A 17,366-nucleotide genomic window follows, 5' to 3' on the forward strand; every position below is an offset into this window, starting at 1 on the left:
ACTTTGCACTTAGCCCTAGGAGGTCTGGTGCCATTCATAGATAAGATTAAATCTAATTAGTTTTGTCCATAGGCACAAGCAGGGTTTATGTTGCAATCGTTTGCAGACACGGTGTGGCTCATTCCCTTTTACTCGCTGGCGGGAATGGTGCTGTCCTTGATTTGGTCACCGGGGATGACTCGGAAAACGGGACCTCGGCCAGCGGGCTATTTGAATCTCTTGCTCACGTTTTTCTCCTTTGTTCATGCACTGTTGGCCACGGTGGCGATCGCCAACCAGCCGCCGCAGTCTTTGCACTGGACGTGGCTTGATGTCGCAGGTCTGCACTTTGACGTTCCCGTTGAAATTTCGATTTTGACGACCACTGCCCTGATGCTGATCACGGGCTTGAACCTCATGGCTCAGGTCTTTGCGATCGGCTACATGGAGATGGATTGGGGCTGGGCGCGCTTTTTTGCCCTATTGGCTCTGTTTGAAGGGGGGATGGGGGCGCTGGTGCTGCTGGATTCTCTGTTTTTTAACTATGTCATGCTCGAAATTCTGACCCTAGCGACCTATTTGCTCATTGGCTTCTGGTTTAACCAACCGCTGGTGGTGACCGGTGCCCGCGATGCCTTCCTCACCAAGCGGGTGGGAGACTTGGTGCTGCTGATGGGGGTGTTGGCGATTTATCCCCTTGCTGGCTCTTGGAACTACGACGATTTAGCGGCTTGGGCAGCTACGGCTCAGGTGGATCCCACCCTCATTACCCTAATTTGTTTGGCGCTGATTGCTGGGCCAATGGGGAAATGTGCCCAATTCCCATTGCATCTGTGGTTGGATGAGGCCATGGAAGGCCCTGTGCCTGCCTCTATTCTGCGGAATGCCATTGTTGTGGGCACGGGGGCATGGGTGCTGGTGAAGCTGACGCCGGTGCTGAGCCTTTCCTCTGTCGCTCTAACAGGTTTGCTGGTCATTGGTAGCGTCACTGCCTTGGGAGGAACCCTGATTGCCATTGCCCAGGTGGATATTAAGCGTGCTCTGTCCTATTTGGTCAGCGCCTATATGGGCTGGGTGTTTATTGCCGTTGGTCTCAAGGAGCCGGGCTTAGCTTTTGTCTTTATCCTCACCTATGGGGTAGCAATGGCACTGCTGATGATGAGTATTGGCAGCATCATTTGGAATAGCATTACCCAAGATCTGCGCCTGTTGGGTGGGCTGTGGTCGCGGCGCCCCATTTCCGGTATTTCGTTTCTCGTTGGTTCTGCAGGGTTGCTGGCGCTTCCCCCCTTGGCCAGCTTTTTCCCACAGGCAGAATTGCTGGATACGGCCTTTGCCCAACTGCCTTGGGTGGGGGTGGTGCTTCTATTGATGAATGCGTTTGCTGCCTTTAGTCTTGGTCGCACGTTCTGCCTGATTTGGGGCGGTGAGGTCAAACCAATGACGGCGCGATCGCCCGAGGTCTTTTGGCCGATGATTTTGCCGATGACCGTTGATCTGGGTCTGGTGCTGCACTTGCCCATTCTCATGGGGCGCTTTGATTGGGTGATTTGGACAGATCCTTCCTTAACCACAGCAGCTGCCCTGACGGTAACCGCTATCTTGGGCTGGGGTGCAGCCGCATGGGTCTATCTCGGCAAAGCCATTCCCAAGCCGGTGCAGTTTCCCCTACCGTCGGTACAGGATCTGCTGGCCTACGATTTCTATACGCCCAAGCTCTACAAAGCCACCGTGGTGGGAGCAGTGGATATGATTTCCCGCATGACTGCTTGGTTTGATCGCACGTTGGTGGATGGCACTGGCAATGCCTTTGGCGGGGCAACCCTGTTGGGGGGCGATCGCCTGAAGTACAGTACAACCGGTCAATCCCAAGCCTATATCCTCACCATCTTGATGGGGGTGGCCCTTCTGGTGATTGCCATTTGTTGGCCACTACTGGCTTAATGCTCCACTATTGAGGTTCTTGGCCTATGCTGACGCTGTTAATTGTTTTGCCTGTCATCGGTGCGCTGCTGATGCCGCTGCTGCCAGAGCGATCCCTGCGTTCGGTTGCTTTGGTGAGCGCCGGTGTCACCTTTGCCCTGTCTCTCTGGATGCTGACGCAGTTTGATGTCCAGCAGACCGCACTACAATTTACGGAATTTGTGCCGTGGCTGTCGCCCTTGGGATTGAACTATTCCCTTGGCGTGGATGGTCTATCGCTGCCCCTGATTGTTTTGGGAACCTTCTTGACCCTTGTGGTCGTGTTCACGGGTGAAAAAAGTGCCCATCGGCTCTTCTATGCCCTTGTTCTTTTGGCCAATGCGGGAATTACCGGGGCGTTAGCAGCACAAAATCTGCTGCTGTTTATTCTCTTTTACGAAGTTGAGTTGGTGCCCTTTTACCTGTTGATTTTGATCTGGGGCGGGCAGCGTCGCGAGCAGGCAGCGATCAAGTTTCTTATCTATACGGCAGTCTCAGGAATTCTCGTGCTAGCTGCCTTTTTGGGGATGGGCTGGCTCACCCATGCTCCTAGCTTTGACTATCAAGATATTCGCGTTGCCGGCTTAGCACCCACGACCCAAGGGATTCTGCTGCTGCTGTTGATCCTAGGTTTTGGCATCAAAATGCCCTTGGTGCCCCTCCACAGTTGGTTGCCCGATGCCTATGTGGAAGCCTCAATGCCAACCGCCATTCTCCTTGGGGGAATCCTAGCTAAGCTGGGTGCCTATGGCCTAGTGCGGTTTGCCTTAGGCTGTTTTCCAGAGACTTGGGGGCAGTTTTCTGGCCTGCTGGCCCTTGTGGCGGCTCTTGGCATTAGCTATGGGGCACTGGCTGCGATCGCCCAAAAGGACATTAAACGCATGGTGGCCTATAGCTCCATTGGTCACATGAGCTACGTATTGTTGGCGGCAGCAGCCCATACCCACCTCAGCATCGTCGGCGCCATTGCCCAAATGATTAGCCATGGCCTGATTTTGGCATTGCTGTTCTATTTGGTCGGCGTCATTGAAACGAAAGTTGGCACCCGCGAACTCAATGTGCTCAATGGCTTGCTCAATCCTCTGCGGGGGTTACCGACCACCAGTGCTCTCCTCATTTTGGGGGGGATGGCCAGTGCCGGTATTCCAGGATTAGTGGGGTTTGTGGCGGAATTTCTCATCTTCCAAGGCAGCTATGGTACCTTCCCAATGCCAACTCTAATTGCGGTGGTGGGCACCGGCCTCACGGCTGTTTATTTTGTGATTTTGATTAACCGCACCTGCTTTGGCCGTCTTGACAACGCCACTGCCTACTACCCACAGGTGGTTTGGTCAGAGAAGTTCCCCGCTATGGTACTGACACTGCTGATTCTGGTTCTGGGCATCCAACCAACATGGCTGGTGCGTTGGAGTGAGACCACCAGTGCGCAGCTGGTTGCCGCTATCCCTACTGCCACCGAAACCATTGCCAGTTTACCCCAATAGCTCAGAGAGGAAACCATGGTTGAAACAATTGAGCGTCCCAGTTCTGCCAAACTTCCCCCCTTGGATCATCCCCTAGCCGACATTATTTACCGCCTCGAGGCGGGGGGTGCCCTCATTCCCGACACGCCAGTGAACCTGATGAAGATCATCGGTATGTACAAGGCCTACGCCATTCCGATGGACTTTTACTGGCGGAATTTGCTCTACCTCGGCGAGCGGGTGTTTATCCATCCCTTTCCCTTCTTCAAGTATTTTCCAACCAAGGACTACTTTGAGTTGGCCAATCACTATGCAGGGGAGACTGCTGATCTGCGGATTTGGCGTGGCCCTGCCCATGCCCACCCCGAACTGATGGAATTTATTGCAAAGGGGGAAACAGGGAAAATGCCGCGTCTGCTCCACCACCTTTGGCACGACCGCATCAACATGGAGTTTTCCGAAAGCTTGGCGCGCTCAATGATGTGGCATCGCATGGGGGGGCAGCTGGATATCTACCTTGACTCTGAAGAGTACAAAGCTGCCGCCGATAGGGCAATCCGCGCCTACTTCAAAGGCAACCCGCTGATGCTCGGGCTGTACAAGCTCTTTCCCGACCTCTTCTTGGAGCAGGCTCGCCAAGCCACCTACATGAACGTGCTGGGGCTATTTTGGGAAGTGATGGCACCCGTCTTCTTCGAGATGAGCGATCGCTATGACGAGGGCAGCATTACCAGCGTCAAGGATGCCATGAACTTCTTGGTCAATGGAATTTTTGCCATGGCCGGTCGCCCGATTTACCACCACGTCTATATTGATGGCGAGGTGCATGTCCTTGTGCCCAAGGAAAAGGGCTTTATGTGGCTCTATGAAGCGGCCTTCCCCTATGTGGAAGCGGTCTTTTACCGCACGGCGCCCTTCCGGGGAACCAAGTCCTACAATGCCCAAGCCAATCAGGTACCCACTGATCAGGTGGACTTCCACTATGGCATTCTCTTTGCCGATAAATTCCCTGTGGGGACGGCGGGGATTCCACCTACGTTGCTCCACCAAGACATGTATCACTTCCTCCCCCAATACCTGAAGGATTACTTCCACCAGCACTGTCGCGGTGAGGATGATATTTTGGTGCAGTTGGGAATTGCCTTCCAGCACGCCATGTACACGGTGACCTCCGCTGTTTTGCAAGCAACCCGTGCCGCCTTCTACTACCCCTTGGATGATCCCAAGCCGGAGCATCTCATGGCCAACCGGCGTTTCTTTGTGGCTCAGATGGATCGCTTTTTGCGACCGCAGTACGGCATTGCTGAAGCCTGCAAAATCCGCAATGTCCAAGATCCCAATTATTTGTAGGGAGTTGTAGGACAGGACATTAGGGAGAGGGGGTGTGTCTCTTCTCCCTTTTTGCTAGGCTGGAATCAAAGTGAATTTTTGTAACGAGGTAAAGCCGTGGCCAACGTCGAAATCTATACGTGGTCTCGTTGTCCTTTTTGTATTCGAGCAAAGCAATTGCTGACACGCAAAGGGGTGAAATTTACCGAGTACGTCATTGATGGCGATGAAGCGGCTCGTGCTGCAATGGCCCAACGTGCCCATGGTCGGCGATCGCTCCCGCAAATTTTCATTAACAACGAGCACATTGGCGGCTGCGATGATCTCTATGCCCTAGAGGCGCAAGGCATCTTGGATAGGCTCCTGCAAGCGGCAGCCTAGCGGAATGGCCGTGGATATTGCCTTTATTATTGACCCGATCGCCAGCCTTGACCCCGGCCACGATACCAGTGTGGCCTTGATGGAAGCGGCTCAAGCCGCAGGGGTTCAGGTGTGGATCACGGAAATTTCCCAACTGCTGATCCGCGAAGGTCAGGTATGGGCGGCGCTCACCCCGATCCAGTTATCGCCCGTGCAACTAGTGGCCAGCCAGTGGCAGATTCCCCAACCTTGGTTTCAGACGGGGGCAGTGGAATGGCGACCCCTCAACACCTTTCGAGCGGTGTGGATGCGCAAAGATCCCCCAGTCAATACCGCCTACCTCTATGCCACCTACTGTCTGGATTTAGTGGATCCTCAAACCACCCTTGTTCTCAACTCGCCCGCAGGGTTGCGCCATGCCAATGAAAAGATGTATGCCCTGCAATTTCCCAGTGTGATTCCCAAGACCATTGTGACTGGAGACAAGCAGCGTATTCGGGAATTTGTGCAGCAGCAGGGCATGGCCGTTCTCAAGCCCTTGGGGGGCAAAGCCGGAGAAGGCATTCTCTTTTTGCAGGCGGGCGATCGCAACCTCAATTCCATGATTGAAATCAGTACCCAACGCGGACAACTGCCCGTGATGGTGCAAGAGTATCTACCCGCGGCCAAGGAAGGCGATAAACGAATCATTCTCCTCAATGGGGAACCCATTGGTGCTGTGAATCGGATTCCCACAGGGGATGAATTTCGGGGCAATATGGCCACCGGCGGACGGGTGGCAGCAGTGGAAATTACCGAGCGCGATCGCCAGATTTGTCAAACCTTGGCTCCTGCCCTCCAGCGCGATGGCCTCTATTTTGTGGGGATTGATGTCATTGGTGGCTATTTGACAGAAGTGAATGTCACTAGCCCCACCGGTGTTCGCGAGATCGATCGCCTCAATGGGACTTGCCTTGGTCAACAGGTGATGGCTTGGCTATTAGGTTAACATTGAGTCATGCTTAGCCACTCAGGGGATGTGATTCAAACCAGTAATCAAGTTTTGATAAAGCGATATGGTTCACAGCAAAGAACGCGCCCCCAGAAATAGAACAATTACGTTGACCGAGCAAGAACAAGCGAAGTATCGGCAGCGACTCCTACGGTTGAGTCATCCTGTGAGCCTATCAGAAATCATTAACCGCACCATCCATCAAGATATCTTTGAGGTCATCAAGTTTCTCCCAAGTCAATTTGTTGATTTGCTGTTTATTGATCCACCTTACAACCTGAATAAAGTATTTAACTCAATTAGCTTCAAGAAAAAAAGTTTAGAGGATTACATCAACTGGCTAGAGTCTTGCTTGTCGAGTCTTGAAAAAATTCTAAAACCAACTGCATCTATTTACATTTGCTCTGATTGGGAATCCTCAACTGCTGTATTTGAAGTCATTAAAGACCGTTTTCAAATCCGCAACCGAATTACATGGGAGCGCGAGAAAGGACGAGGAGCAAGCAAGAATTGGAAAAATGCCTCTGAGGATATATGGTTCTGCACTGTTTCTAATGAGTACACCTTTAATGTTGAGGCTGTTAAGCTCAAGCGTAAAGTCATCGCTCCCTATAGAGTCAATGGACATCCCAAAGATTGGGAACCTACCGAAGAAGGTAATTACCGCCTAACGCATCCTTCTAACCTGTGGACAGACTTAACTGTGCCCTTTTGGTCAATGCCAGAAAATACAGATCATCCCACCCAAAAGCCCGAGAAACTACTGGCTAAGGTCATTTTAGCTAGCTCCAATCCAGATGACATTATTTTTGATCCGTTCCTCGGCTCGGGAACAACCTCTGTCGTTGCCAAGAAGCTCGGTAGACGTTTTTTGGGGGTTGAACTGGATGAGACTTATGCTTGCCTAGCGGAGAAACGCCTTGAAATGGCTGAAGTAGATGCTTCGATTCAGGGCTATGCTGATGGCGTGTTTTGGGAAAGAAACACATTAAGTGAGCAAGGACGTTTTACGCAAAAGCAGTATCAGTGCGAAAAACTATTTCACCAACCAGAGCTTTTTTCCCTAGGAGAAACATAAGAATCAATGGAAAAAAGACATATTTTCTATGGTGACCAGATTGGTCAGATCGAAGAAAACATCAAAGAACTCTTAAACTCACAGGAAGATTTCTTGTCTGCTGTGACAATCAATAGTCCAAGAGCTGTTGGCGATGCTGTTCAGCAAATTCTTGCCAATCATCTACAGGCGGTTCTTGGTGAAGAGATTTGTAAAAACTATTCAGCACATTTTGCCCGTAGAGCCATGGCTGATCTCGCTTTCAAGGATGATCAAGGATTTTACTATGTCATTGACGTGAAAACCCACAGATTGAGTACACAGTTTAATATGCCCAATTTAATTTCTGTAGAACGCCTCACTCGTTTCTATCAATCAGATGAAAATGTTTTTGCAATTTTGCTGATTGCCTATGAGGCTCAAGGAACTCGTATCGGTATTGAAAATGTTCAATTTTTGCCAATCGAGTTTTTGGGGTGGGACTGCTTAACAATTGGCGCTTTGGGTTGGGGGCAAATTCAGATTGCGAACTCTAATGTTTTAACGATTAACCGTGGCTACTCCCGTAAGCAGTGGATGCTTGAGTTGTGTGATGCATTAGCTGAATTCTATCCCCGTGAAATTAGCAAAATTGAAGAGCGGTTGAAATACTTTACAAAGGTTCGCGAGTTTTGGCTTAATCATAGCGATTAAAGCTTTTTTCATAAAGTTAAACATCATAAACCAAGCTGCAACATGGCTGTGATGCGACTGAAAACGGATATTTGCCTTGTATAATCACTGTACTGAATCTCTTCCTTTTGCCTATAATTGATAAACTGGATTTTTTCACGAGTCTATGAGTCGCGGCACACTCTTCGATAAGGTTTGGGAACAGCACACGGTGGCTACACTGCCCTCAGGGCAAACGCAGCTCTTTATTGGCCTGCACCTGATTCACGAAGTCACGAGTCCCCAAGCCTTCGCCATGCTGCGGGAGCGAGGATTGCCGGTGTTGTATCCGCAGCGAACTGTGGCGACGGTGGATCATATTGTGCCGACAGATACGCTGGCGCGTCCTCTCCAAGATGCCCTCGCTGAAGAGATGCTGCAAGCCCTTGAGGCGAATTGCCGTGCTCACCATATTCCTTTCTTTGGGATTGGCTCCGGTCGTCAGGGCATTGTCCATGTGATTGCCCCTGAGCAGGGGTTAACGCAACCGGGGATGACGATCGCCTGCGGGGATAGCCACACCTCTACCCACGGTGCCTTTGGGGCGATCGCCTTTGGGATTGGCACCAGTCAAGTGCGGGATGTGTTGGCGACGCAGACCCTCGCCCTCAATAAGCTGAAGGTTCGCAAAGTAGAAGTGAATGGCTCCCTTGGTTCTGGGGTCTATGCCAAGGATCTCATCCTCCACATTATTCGCCACCTTGGTGTTAAAGGCGGTGTTGGCTATGCCTATGAGTTTGCTGGCAGTACCTTTGCCCAGCTCTCAATGGAAGAGCGGATGACCGTCTGCAATATGGCCATTGAAGGGGGAGCCCGCTGCGGTTATGTCAACCCCGATGAAACCACCTTTGCCTATTTACGAGGCCGCCCCTTTGCTCCCCAGGGCAAGGCTTGGGATGAGGCGCTGGTGTGGTGGCGATCGCTCGTCAGTGATGCCGATGCTGAATACGATGATGTTGTCACATTTGCGGCTGCAGATATTGCACCGACGGTCACTTGGGGTATTACCCCCGGCCAAAGCGTTGCGGTGGATGAGACCTTGCCCACCCTAGAGAGTTTGCCCGAGGCAGAACGGGCGATCGCCGCTGAGGCCTATGCCTACATGGATCTGCAACCGGGGCAGCCCATTCAAGGCACCAAGATTGATGTCTGCTTTATTGGCAGTTGCACCAATGGTCGCATCAGTGATCTGCGGCAGGCTGCCAAAGTTGTCGAAGGGCGCAAAGTCAAACCCGGTGTCAAAGCCTTCGTTGTCCCCGGTTCAGAACGGGTGAAAGCGCAAGCCGAAGCGGAGGGTCTCGATGTCATTTTCCAAGCCGCAGGGTTTGAATGGCGCAATCCCGGCTGTTCGATGTGCCTCGCCATGAATCCCGACAAGCTGCAAGGGCGTCAGATCAGTGCCTCCTCTTCCAATCGCAACTTCAAAGGACGCCAAGGATCAGCAGCAGGACGGACACTCCTCATGAGTCCAGCGATGGTGGCCGCCGCAGCGATTACGGGTGAAGTTACAGATGTGCGGGCATTTCTTTGATGTCCTGCTTAATAGATATCAAGTTCTTTATCAGCCCTGTCACATTCCCTAAAGTATGAAATTATCCTCCTAGACAATGACAATAGAGACAAGGGGAGGAGCGGTTTATGTTTCCAATCTTTCCAAAAGGAGGCTGTCTATGAAAATGTTACAGGGCTTGCTAGGCGCAGTGGTTCTGGGTATGGCCTCTATTTTGCCTGCTGCTGCTGAGACGCTAGTTTCTGATAGCGGGCTGACTGAAATTTACGGCTACCAGCTTAGCCCCTTGCCGGGAGATATCTTGCCCTACACGACCAAAGTCAATGGACGAGTTTATGAGGGCACCATTAACGTCACGGCAAGCGGCAATGGCTTCGTGCGCGGCTTTTTTAGCGATCGCGATCTGGGGGGTAATTTTGGCTGTAGTGGCGAAGTAACGATTCAATGGGTACGGGATAATCGCTATATTTCCGTGTGGCGAGTTGGCGGTACTTATACGCCGCGTCTGCAATGTCCCCAAGCAGGCAGCACCGCTCGGCTGAATATGCGCCTCTATCCCTAGAGAAATCAACCATACTCCTGCTCTGTAATGCGCCAGCGCGCCGAAAGAACACTGGGTTCTAAACTCAAGCGGCTCACCAGCCCTTCTACAAAGTCATCATTGCGCTCTTGACTGAGTAATTCTGCTTCAATGTGTACCTTGTCCAAGGTCTCTTCGATATCCTCGCTGAGGAGCGATCGCAACTTCAGCCGACTGCCCGCCAGCGACTGTAACAAGAGTGCGCGCAAATGAGCCTCAGCATCGGCGCGGCAGACAATATCACAGCGATAGCATAATTCCACTTCGGTGCCCTTGAGGGGCTGCTGATTGATGCGATAGCCGAGGGGACGCAAGAGCAGATTGGCCATGAGCACTGCCACTGCTCCTAAGGTTGCCTGATAGAGTAATCCCGAACCACACAGTGCTCCTACTGCCGCTGCACACCACAGGGTGGCTGCCGTATTTAAGCCGCGCACCGACAGGCCTTCCCGCAGGATCACGCCCCCGCCGAGAAACCCAATACCAGAGACAATTTGGGCGGCAATCCGCGTTGGACTCGCTTCCCCCGGGGTGAGAGCCGAAAGCATGACAAACAGGGCTGCCCCCGTTGCTACGAGGGTATTTGTGCGCAGACCGGCCATGCGCTGCCGCCACTGCCGCTCCAAGCCGAGGGCTGCCCCAAGACAAAAGGCTGCTACCAAACGGACAATAAAATCACTCGTTGACATCGGTTAAAACGACAGCCCTAGGAAGACACTCACCAGATAGAAGTAGAGCAACAGCCCTGTAAAGTCCTTGATGGTTGTGATAAAGGGATCCGCCGCTGGCCCGTGGTCAAAGCCCAACTTCAGCAACACCCAAGGAAGCAATGCCCCTAAGATCGCCGCGAAGGTAATTACAACAAAAAGTGAAATCCCTACAGCCAGTCCCAGTTGGGGAATGTCGTTGGGTAACCCTTGCCAAACAAGAGCAATGAGACCGCCAGCAGTTCCCAAGATAAGACCCATGATCGCACCAATGCGAAACTCGCGAAAGAGATAACCGCCATAGCGACGAATATCAATGTGCTGCCAAGCAAGACCACGGGCAAAGACAGTGGTGGATTGGGTACCGACATTGCCTCCCATGTCCATGACCACAGGAATGAAAATGGCTACGGCAACGACGGCTTCCAGAACTTCCTCAAAGTACTGAATCACGCCGCCAACAATCATACCGCCAATGAGGGTAATGATCAGGCAGATAATCCGCAGTTGCACTGCATAGCGAATGGGACCGCGCACCAGTCGTTCACTCCAAGCTTGATCGCGGTTGAGCAAGTTGCCCACACCTGCTTGCGCCAAAATGGTGCTCGTTGCCTCCTCCTCAATCAGGTCAATCACATCATCAAAGGTGATATCGCCCACCAGTCGCCCCTCTTGATCCACCACAGGAATAGCAGGGACATCGTATTCCTTGAGGAGTTTGGCTGCTGCGAGTTCCGGCGCGGTCACAGCGATCGCCAGTTCCTGTCCTTGCACCAAATCTTGAAGCGGCTGGTGGGGATTTGCTTTCATCAACTGGATCGGCTGCACAAAGCCACGATAAAAGCGCTGTTCATCAATGACAAAAATAATGCTCAGGTCATTAATATCCAAGGAACTCTCACGGATAGCGGCGATCGCCTGCTCCACGGTCAAGTCTTGCCGCAGCGCCAAGTAGCGCAGATTCATGCGCCGACCAATTGTGCCCTCAGGATAGCCCAACAGCAGGTTCACGGCGTCGCGGGATTCTGAGCTTAACTGGCTGAGCAACCGTTTGGTGACCTTGGCAGGTAATTCCTCAAAGAGCCGCACCCGTTGATCGGCCTCAAGGGCTTCTAGAAAATGCAGAATCTCAGGATCCGTCATCCCTTCAATGAGGGTTGCCTGCTCATCGGGAGTCAGGGCTTCAAAGACTGCGATCGCCTTGTCTTTTTCGAGGAGGCGAAAGGCCAATACCCGCTTGTGGGGGTCAATTTGGCGCAGGGCACGCACTAGCTCAGGAATCGTCAGTTGGTTGGCTGTCCGCTTGGCAGCACCAAGACCCTGCGGATAGGTCAGCAGATCATCGAGGGGATTGATTACCATCGCATTGCTCCTTCTATGGTTGACAATTTAGGGTGGGTGAGACAGGGGCATAGGCTTCGCTCAATTGATGCCAGAGATCAGCCAACTGGTTGTAGGCTTCGGATGTAGAAAGTTGCCCACTCGTATGGAGAGCAGCGATAAACCCTGCCCGTTGAGCAAATTTCTGTAGGTAGGCATCAAAGGTCAGCGCGTCTAGGGTGACGTGCCCACGGTAAAGGGTATAGGGGCACAGAAATGCCTGCTTTAATGCCTGCTTTGCATCGTGGGTCATCATGGTTCTAAGCTCCATTGAGAAACGACAATAGGATGTTTTAGGGTTTAACGAGACAACTCAAAGGGTGAGAACTCTCCCAAGTGGGCGATCGCTTGGCTCATGACCGTAATCATCAGGTGGCCAAGGGCAACACCCAGCACTTCCGAAAGGGTAATTCCCAGCATTTCGGCCAGCATGCTGAACAAACAAACTTCAAACATAGAAACTCTCCGTTGCTAATGGTTTTGCCACGCAACAACTTGAGCGATGAAAAGTAGTCGTTCAATAAAAACGCTTGACTACGGGCGATCGCTCTCAACAACAAACAGGTTTGAACCAGCCAACTTTAGGCAGACTCAGGTAGATACCAGACTGAGACCTATTGAACAATTTGCTTCGTGATCCATCTCCATTTGCAGATCAACTGCCTTGGAACGCGCGGAGATGAACCAGAAGTTCAAGCCATTAGGCAGCAGACAAGTCTGAATTCACCTCGGCGATCCTTAGGGGAGAGAGGCTCCACCTATGGCAGGGATCTTCATTAGCGGAGATGGGGTCAGCAGAAGCAACATTACAGTGACTCCTACTAGACTCCATTAAGAAAATCTCCAAAAATAGACAAATGCCAGCAGCCTAGGAAATCTTTCAACTGCCACTTGGCATTTTAGGGGGTGAGCAAGTCTTTGTCAAGGATCATATGAACAGCTAGGGCGTTGCAGTGGGGCATTCCTAGTCGTATCGCCCTTTTCACAGCGATCGAACACCCTCAACCCGCTAAAAGCCCCGATGGCAGAGCACCGCACTCCCGTTATGTCGCTGATATTTCAGGAAAGGGCTGTCATTCGCTAAAATTGTTAATCATTACTTAAAGTTTCATAGTGTAAAACGTCCAGAAGTATCTTAATGCGTGATAAAAATTGTGGATTCTAGCGAATGATTATAGATGAATTTGAGCATTTTACTGAATTATTGGTCAACTACACCGATGATCTCATTTGCCTGCACGAACCGGATGGCAACTATCTATATGTGACTCCCTCCAGCAAAACCCTTTTAGGCTATTCTCCTGAAGAACTGATTGGTAAGAGTCCCTACACATTATTTCATCCTGAAGATGCAGAGCGCATTCGCAGTGGTGCCCATGCCCTCGCCCTGCAAGGCAGTGTGAATGTGATAGAAACCTATCGCATCCGCAAAAAGCATGGCGGATATGTTTGGTTGGAAACCCTCACGCACCCCATTTGTGATGCAGGGGGAAATGTTTTATTTTTAGTCTCCACATCGCGGGATATTACCCGTCGCCGTCAACTCGAGCTAGAGCTACAAGCCAAGCAAGAACTACTGGAAGCCTTTTTTCAACAATCCCTTGAGGCCTGCTTCTTCATGATGTTGGATCAGCCCATCCGCTGGGATGACACAGTCAACAAAGAGGAAATCTTGGAGTATGTCCTTGATCATCAGCGGATTACGCGTGTCAACAGTGCCTTTGCCCAGCAGTATCAATTACCGCCGCAGGAGCTGATTGGCCTGACACCGCGCATTTGCTTTAAGGATGATCTGGAACTCGCCAAACGGCTGTGGCGAGCACTCTTTGATCTGGGCTATTTTCACATTGAAATTGAACTCCACCGCCGCGATGGTAGCTCCTTTTGGGTGGAGGGGAATTATGTGTGCCTCTACAACCAAAATAAGGAAATCATTGGCCACTTTGGCGTGCAGCGGGACATTAGCGATCGCATGCGTCTGCAAGCAGAAATTGCCCAAAAAACCGCTGAATTAGAGTATTTCTTTGGCTCTTCCCTAGAGCTATTTATGATTGCCGATAGTGAGGGACGGCTGCGGCGGGTGAATCAACACTGGCATACCTGCCTGGGCTATGACCTGAATCGGTTGGCAGGGGCAAAGTTTGAGGAATTTCTCCACCCCGGCGATCGCCCCCGCCATCGGGAGATGCAGCAACGTCTCCTTGCTGGGGAGCAAATCAGTAACCACACAATTCGCCTGCGCACCCAAGGGGGAGACTATCGCTGGTACGAATGGCAAGGCCTGCTCAGTCAAGGGCGCATCTATGGTGTTGCACGGGATGTCACGGAACAGCGCCAATTTAGCGATCGCCTGCAAGCGGCCTACAACCAAGTGACTGATATTTTGGAGAGCATGTCGGATCACTTTTTTGAAGTGGATCGCGACTTCACAGTTATCTATGTCAACGGGAATTTTTGCCGTCTAGTGGGGAAATCTGCCTCAGAGATGCTGGGGAAAAACCTCTGGGATCTCTTTCCCGATGCCCGCAACTCAATTTTTGAAAGCCAAAGTCGGCAGGCAATGGCGGAGGAAACCCCTGTCCAATTTGAAACCTTCTATGAGGGGCTGAACCAATGGTTTGCGGTACGGGCTTTTCCCACTGGCCGAGGCCTTGCGGTTTTCTTCCAGAATATTACGCTTCAGGTGGACTCCACTACTTCGTTACAGCGACGGCAAACCCAAGCGGAACTCCTGCATCGGCTAACCTTGAAAATTCGCCGTTCCCTTGATCTGGAAACGGTTCTTAAAACCGCCCTTGAGGAAGTGCGTCAACTGCTGGGGGTCGATCGCACGCTGATTTTCCAGTTCTATGCCGATGGCCGGGGTGAGGTGGTGGCTGAATCGGTAGCGGCACCGCAGTTTTCTCTCATGCACCGCACCTTCTATGACCCCTGTTTCCACCGTGAGTCTGCCGAAGCCTATCTCCAGGGGCGGGTACTGGCGGTTGCTGATATTAACACCGCTGAAATGACCCAGTGTCATCGCGACTTTCTCAACCAATTGCAGGTGCGGGCCCTCTTAGTGGTACCGATTATTGAGGAGGAACGTCTCTGGGGATTACTCCTGTGCCACCACTGCTCTTCTCCTCGACCTTGGGCAAGTGACGAAGTCGAATTGATCCGCCAACTGGGGGAACAACTGGGCTTTGGCATCAACCGCGCCGAATTGGTCAGTGCCCTCCATCAGGAAAAGGAACGCTATCGGCGGGTTCTTGAGGCACAGACAGAATTGCTCTATCGCTGTACCCCTGAGGGACATCTCACCTTTGGCAATCCCGCCTTCTTTCGCTATCTGGCTGAAGCAGGGATGAGTTGCGATTTTGGCGATGTGATCCAGCATCCCTTTGATCCGCTGACGCAGCAACGCTTCCAACAACACCTGCAAGCCCTCACCCCCACGCAGTCCATCAGCACGATTGAATGTGGCGTGACTTTTGGTGAAGGACGTTTTGCTTGGTTTGAATGGACAACCCGCGCTTTTTTTGATCACCAAGGTCGCTGTGTGGAGTATCAATGTGTGGGACGCGACATTACCCGCCGCAAGGAAATGGAGGATCGCTTAATTCACGATGCCCTCCACGATGCCCTGACAGGACTCCCCAACCGTACGCTGCTCCAAGATCGCTTAAAACACTGCTGGCGCCAGTATCAACGCCATCGCGATCGCCCCTTTGCCGTTGTTTTTATTGATATTGATCGCTTTAAGCGGGTTAACGATAGCTTGGGACACCAAGCAGGAGATCAGGTGCTGATTACCCTTGCCCAGCGGATGCAAAGTGTGGTGCCAGAGGGGGATACCTTGGCTCACCTGAGTGGCGATGAGTTTGTGGTGCTGTGTGAAGATCTGGATCCGGAGCAAATGGTGGCTCAGGTAGAAGCACGGGTTGCCGATCTAGAGCGGGTGATTCAGGAGCCCTTGGTCATTGATGGCCATCTGTTAAGTCTCAGTGCCAGCATTGGCGTCACCTTTAGCGATCGCGACGCTGCCTCTGCCGCTACCCTCCTGCGGGATGCTGACATTGCCATGTACCAAGCAAAAAAACAGGGATTAGGGCAGTATCGGATTTTTGACCCCCAAATGCACACCCAAGCCCAGAGTTGCTTTACGCTGGAGAGTCAACTGCATCAGGCGATCGCCAACAGTGAGCTACAGGTCTATTTTCAGCCCATTATTGAGCTGGAGAGCGGGGCGCTCGTGGGTCTTGAGGCCCTGAGCCGTTGGTTTGATCCTGAAAAGGGTGAAATTCCTGCCGCTGAATTTATTGCCCTTGCGGAGCAAGCAGGTCTCATTGTCAGCCTTGGCCGACAGGTCTTTGAACGGGCGATCCAGGAATTCAGCCAGTGGCGGCAACAGGACAGCCGTCGCCAGACCATGACCTTGGGCATTAATATCTCGCCTCAACAACTGGTGGATGCCAACTTTGTTAGTGATATTTTGGCGGCGCTGCGCAGTGCCCAATTGCCCCCTCATCTGTTGCATCTGGAGATCACGGAAACGACCATGATCCGCAACCTTGAAGCCACATTGCAGGTGGCCGAGGAACTGCAACAACTGGGGGTTGCCCTCAACATTGATGACTTTGGCACGGGCTATTCCTCCCTGAGTCGGTTGCATCAGTTGCCGATCCACGCCCTGAAAATCGATCGCTCCTTTGTCCAGAGCTTAGAGCAGAGCCAAGCGGCTCAGGAAATTATTGGTGCCGTGATTGCCCTCGGTAAAAGCCTGCGCTTAGATGTGGTGGCAGAGGGGGTGGAAACAGCGACCCAAGCCGCCCAATTGATTGATCTCGGTTGTCGCTATGGCCAAGGCTACCTCTTTTATCCGCCATTGCCGATTGATTGCTTGCCCTAGGATTTGCTGCTGGTATCCTCATGGGGAAGAAAGGGCAGGCTTTCCCACCAACTTTGATAGTTTTTCGTCATTTCCTGCCACCAGTCGGCGGGCTGTTGCAGTGCCTGTTGCAGGCGATCGCGCTCCTGTTCGAGACGTTGAAGGTTCATCTCCAGTTGGTGATAGGTGGTTTCTAGGGTGGTGAGTTGAGCATTGAGGGCTTGGTGTTGCTGTTGCCAGTAATCGCTGTCTGCTCGTAATTGTTGATTTTCGGCGGCTATTGCCTGCAGTTGGTGCTGGAGTTGATTGCAGTGATCTTGCAGTCGCACGACTTCGGCTTCGAGGGCGGCTTTTTGCGAGGGGTGTTGTAGCGATCGCAGAATTGTCCACAGCAGAATCAGGGTGGCAACCACGCCATAGCTGGCCAGTGCCCAAGTCCCCTGTGCAGATAATGCCGCCCACACCAT

General features: G+C 52.0%; 15 protein-coding genes. 10 read left to right on the forward strand and 5 right to left on the reverse strand.

Annotation, left to right across the window (positions count from 1 at the left end):
• Positions 1 to 87: 87 nt before the first annotated feature.
• The 9 genes from QYC28_RS01045 (at position 88) to QYC28_RS01085 (ending at position 9,924) form a co-directional block, all read left to right on the forward strand.
• Positions 88 to 1,923 (forward strand): NAD(P)H-quinone oxidoreductase subunit F, encoded by a 1,836-nt coding sequence (locus QYC28_RS01045; protein ID WP_302679703.1) that lies wholly within the window; start codon positions 88 to 90, stop codon positions 1,921 to 1,923.
• A gap of 26 nt (positions 1,924 to 1,949) precedes the next feature.
• Positions 1,950 to 3,425, forward strand: a complete 1,476-nt coding sequence (locus QYC28_RS01050) for an NADH-quinone oxidoreductase subunit M (protein WP_149817371.1) — start codon at positions 1,950 to 1,952, stop codon at positions 3,423 to 3,425.
• Between the two features lie 15 nt (positions 3,426 to 3,440).
• Positions 3,441 to 4,754 carry a CO2 hydration protein gene (locus QYC28_RS01055; RefSeq protein WP_286626225.1) on the forward strand — a complete coding sequence of 438 codons (1,314 nt, stop codon included), beginning with the start codon at positions 3,441 to 3,443 and terminating at the stop codon, positions 4,752 to 4,754.
• A gap of 96 nt (positions 4,755 to 4,850) precedes the next feature.
• A complete protein-coding gene (gene grxC, locus QYC28_RS01060; RefSeq protein ID WP_149817375.1) occupies positions 4,851 to 5,114 on the forward strand; it encodes a glutaredoxin 3 in 264 nt (87 codons plus the stop codon).
• A gap of 10 nt (positions 5,115 to 5,124) precedes the next feature.
• Entirely contained in the window at positions 5,125 to 6,081 is a 957-nt protein-coding gene (gene gshB, locus QYC28_RS01065) for a glutathione synthase (protein WP_149817377.1), read from the forward strand.
• 67 nt (positions 6,082 to 6,148) lie between these two features.
• On the forward strand, positions 6,149 to 7,162 hold the full coding sequence (locus QYC28_RS01070) for a DNA methyltransferase (RefSeq protein WP_149817379.1): 1,014 nt from the start codon (positions 6,149 to 6,151) through the stop codon (positions 7,160 to 7,162).
• A 6-nt stretch (positions 7,163 to 7,168) separates the two neighbouring features.
• Positions 7,169 to 7,834, forward strand: a complete 666-nt coding sequence (locus tag QYC28_RS01075; protein ID WP_149817382.1) for a hypothetical protein — start codon at positions 7,169 to 7,171, stop codon at positions 7,832 to 7,834.
• Positions 7,835 to 7,979: 145 nt separating this feature from the next.
• Entirely contained in the window at positions 7,980 to 9,383 is a 1,404-nt protein-coding gene (gene leuC / locus QYC28_RS01080; protein ID WP_302679704.1) for a 3-isopropylmalate dehydratase large subunit, read from the forward strand.
• Between the two features lie 139 nt (positions 9,384 to 9,522).
• Positions 9,523 to 9,924: a hypothetical protein gene (locus tag QYC28_RS01085; RefSeq protein WP_149817386.1), complete on the forward strand. Its 402-nt coding sequence runs from the start codon at positions 9,523 to 9,525 to the stop codon at positions 9,922 to 9,924.
• A 5-nt stretch (positions 9,925 to 9,929) separates the two neighbouring features.
• Here the strand turns inward: QYC28_RS01085 and QYC28_RS01090 are convergent, their stop codons facing one another.
• Genes QYC28_RS01090 through QYC28_RS01105 form a run of 4 tightly spaced genes read right to left on the reverse strand, consistent with a single transcriptional unit; the run spans position 9,930 to position 12,485 of the window.
• Positions 9,930 to 10,631 carry an MgtC/SapB family protein gene (locus QYC28_RS01090; protein WP_302679705.1) on the reverse strand — a complete coding sequence of 234 codons (702 nt, stop codon included), beginning with the start codon at positions 10,629 to 10,631 and terminating at the stop codon, positions 9,930 to 9,932.
• Between the two features lie 3 nt (positions 10,632 to 10,634).
• Positions 10,635 to 12,011, reverse strand: coding sequence for a magnesium transporter (gene mgtE / locus QYC28_RS01095; RefSeq protein ID WP_302679706.1), 1,377 nt, complete (start codon positions 12,009 to 12,011; stop codon positions 10,635 to 10,637).
• Positions 12,012 to 12,024: 13 nt separating this feature from the next.
• Positions 12,025 to 12,285 (reverse strand): hypothetical protein, encoded by a 261-nt coding sequence (locus tag QYC28_RS01100; protein ID WP_149817392.1) that lies wholly within the window; start codon positions 12,283 to 12,285, stop codon positions 12,025 to 12,027.
• Positions 12,286 to 12,329: 44 nt separating this feature from the next.
• Complete coding sequence (locus QYC28_RS01105; RefSeq protein WP_190278142.1) at positions 12,330 to 12,485, reverse strand: hypothetical protein; 156 nt, start codon at positions 12,483 to 12,485, stop codon at positions 12,330 to 12,332.
• Positions 12,486 to 13,197: 712 nt separating this feature from the next.
• Between QYC28_RS01105 and QYC28_RS01110 the strand changes: the two genes are divergently transcribed.
• Positions 13,198 to 16,920, forward strand: coding sequence for an EAL domain-containing protein (locus tag QYC28_RS01110; protein WP_302679707.1), 3,723 nt, complete (start codon positions 13,198 to 13,200; stop codon positions 16,918 to 16,920).
• Here the strand turns inward: QYC28_RS01110 and QYC28_RS01115 are convergent.
• Positions 16,917 to 17,366 carry a hypothetical protein gene (locus QYC28_RS01115; protein WP_149817396.1) on the reverse strand — a complete coding sequence of 150 codons (450 nt, stop codon included), beginning with the start codon at positions 17,364 to 17,366 and terminating at the stop codon, positions 16,917 to 16,919. The two genes, QYC28_RS01110 and QYC28_RS01115, sit on opposite strands and share 4 nt — an antisense overlap.

Source organism: Thermosynechococcus sp. HY596 (genome assembly GCF_030518715.1).
GTDB lineage: Bacteria > Cyanobacteriota > Cyanobacteriia > Thermosynechococcales > Thermosynechococcaceae > Thermosynechococcus.

Coding starts and splice junctions, on each gene's coding strand:
- QYC28_RS01105 (WP_190278142.1), bottom strand. CDS start 12,485: ATGTTTGAAGTTTGTTTGTTCAGCATGCTGGCCGAAATGCTGGGAATT.
- QYC28_RS01075 (WP_149817382.1), top strand. CDS start 7,169: ATGGAAAAAAGACATATTTTCTATGGTGACCAGATTGGTCAGATCGAA.
- QYC28_RS01115 (WP_149817396.1), bottom strand. CDS start 17,366: ATGGTGTGGGCGGCATTATCTGCACAGGGGACTTGGGCACTGGCCAGC.
- QYC28_RS01090 (WP_302679705.1), bottom strand. CDS start 10,631: ATGTCAACGAGTGATTTTATTGTCCGTTTGGTAGCAGCCTTTTGTCTT.
- QYC28_RS01110 (WP_302679707.1), top strand. CDS start 13,198: ATGATTATAGATGAATTTGAGCATTTTACTGAATTATTGGTCAACTAC.
- leuC (WP_302679704.1), top strand. CDS start 7,980: ATGAGTCGCGGCACACTCTTCGATAAGGTTTGGGAACAGCACACGGTG.
- QYC28_RS01055 (WP_286626225.1), top strand. CDS start 3,441: ATGGTTGAAACAATTGAGCGTCCCAGTTCTGCCAAACTTCCCCCCTTG.
- QYC28_RS01100 (WP_149817392.1), bottom strand. CDS start 12,285: ATGATGACCCACGATGCAAAGCAGGCATTAAAGCAGGCATTTCTGTGC.
- mgtE (WP_302679706.1), bottom strand. CDS start 12,011: ATGGTAATCAATCCCCTCGATGATCTGCTGACCTATCCGCAGGGTCTT.
- QYC28_RS01085 (WP_149817386.1), top strand. CDS start 9,523: ATGAAAATGTTACAGGGCTTGCTAGGCGCAGTGGTTCTGGGTATGGCC.
- QYC28_RS01045 (WP_302679703.1), top strand. CDS start 88: ATGTTGCAATCGTTTGCAGACACGGTGTGGCTCATTCCCTTTTACTCG.
- QYC28_RS01050 (WP_149817371.1), top strand. CDS start 1,950: ATGCTGACGCTGTTAATTGTTTTGCCTGTCATCGGTGCGCTGCTGATG.
- QYC28_RS01070 (WP_149817379.1), top strand. CDS start 6,149: ATGGTTCACAGCAAAGAACGCGCCCCCAGAAATAGAACAATTACGTTG.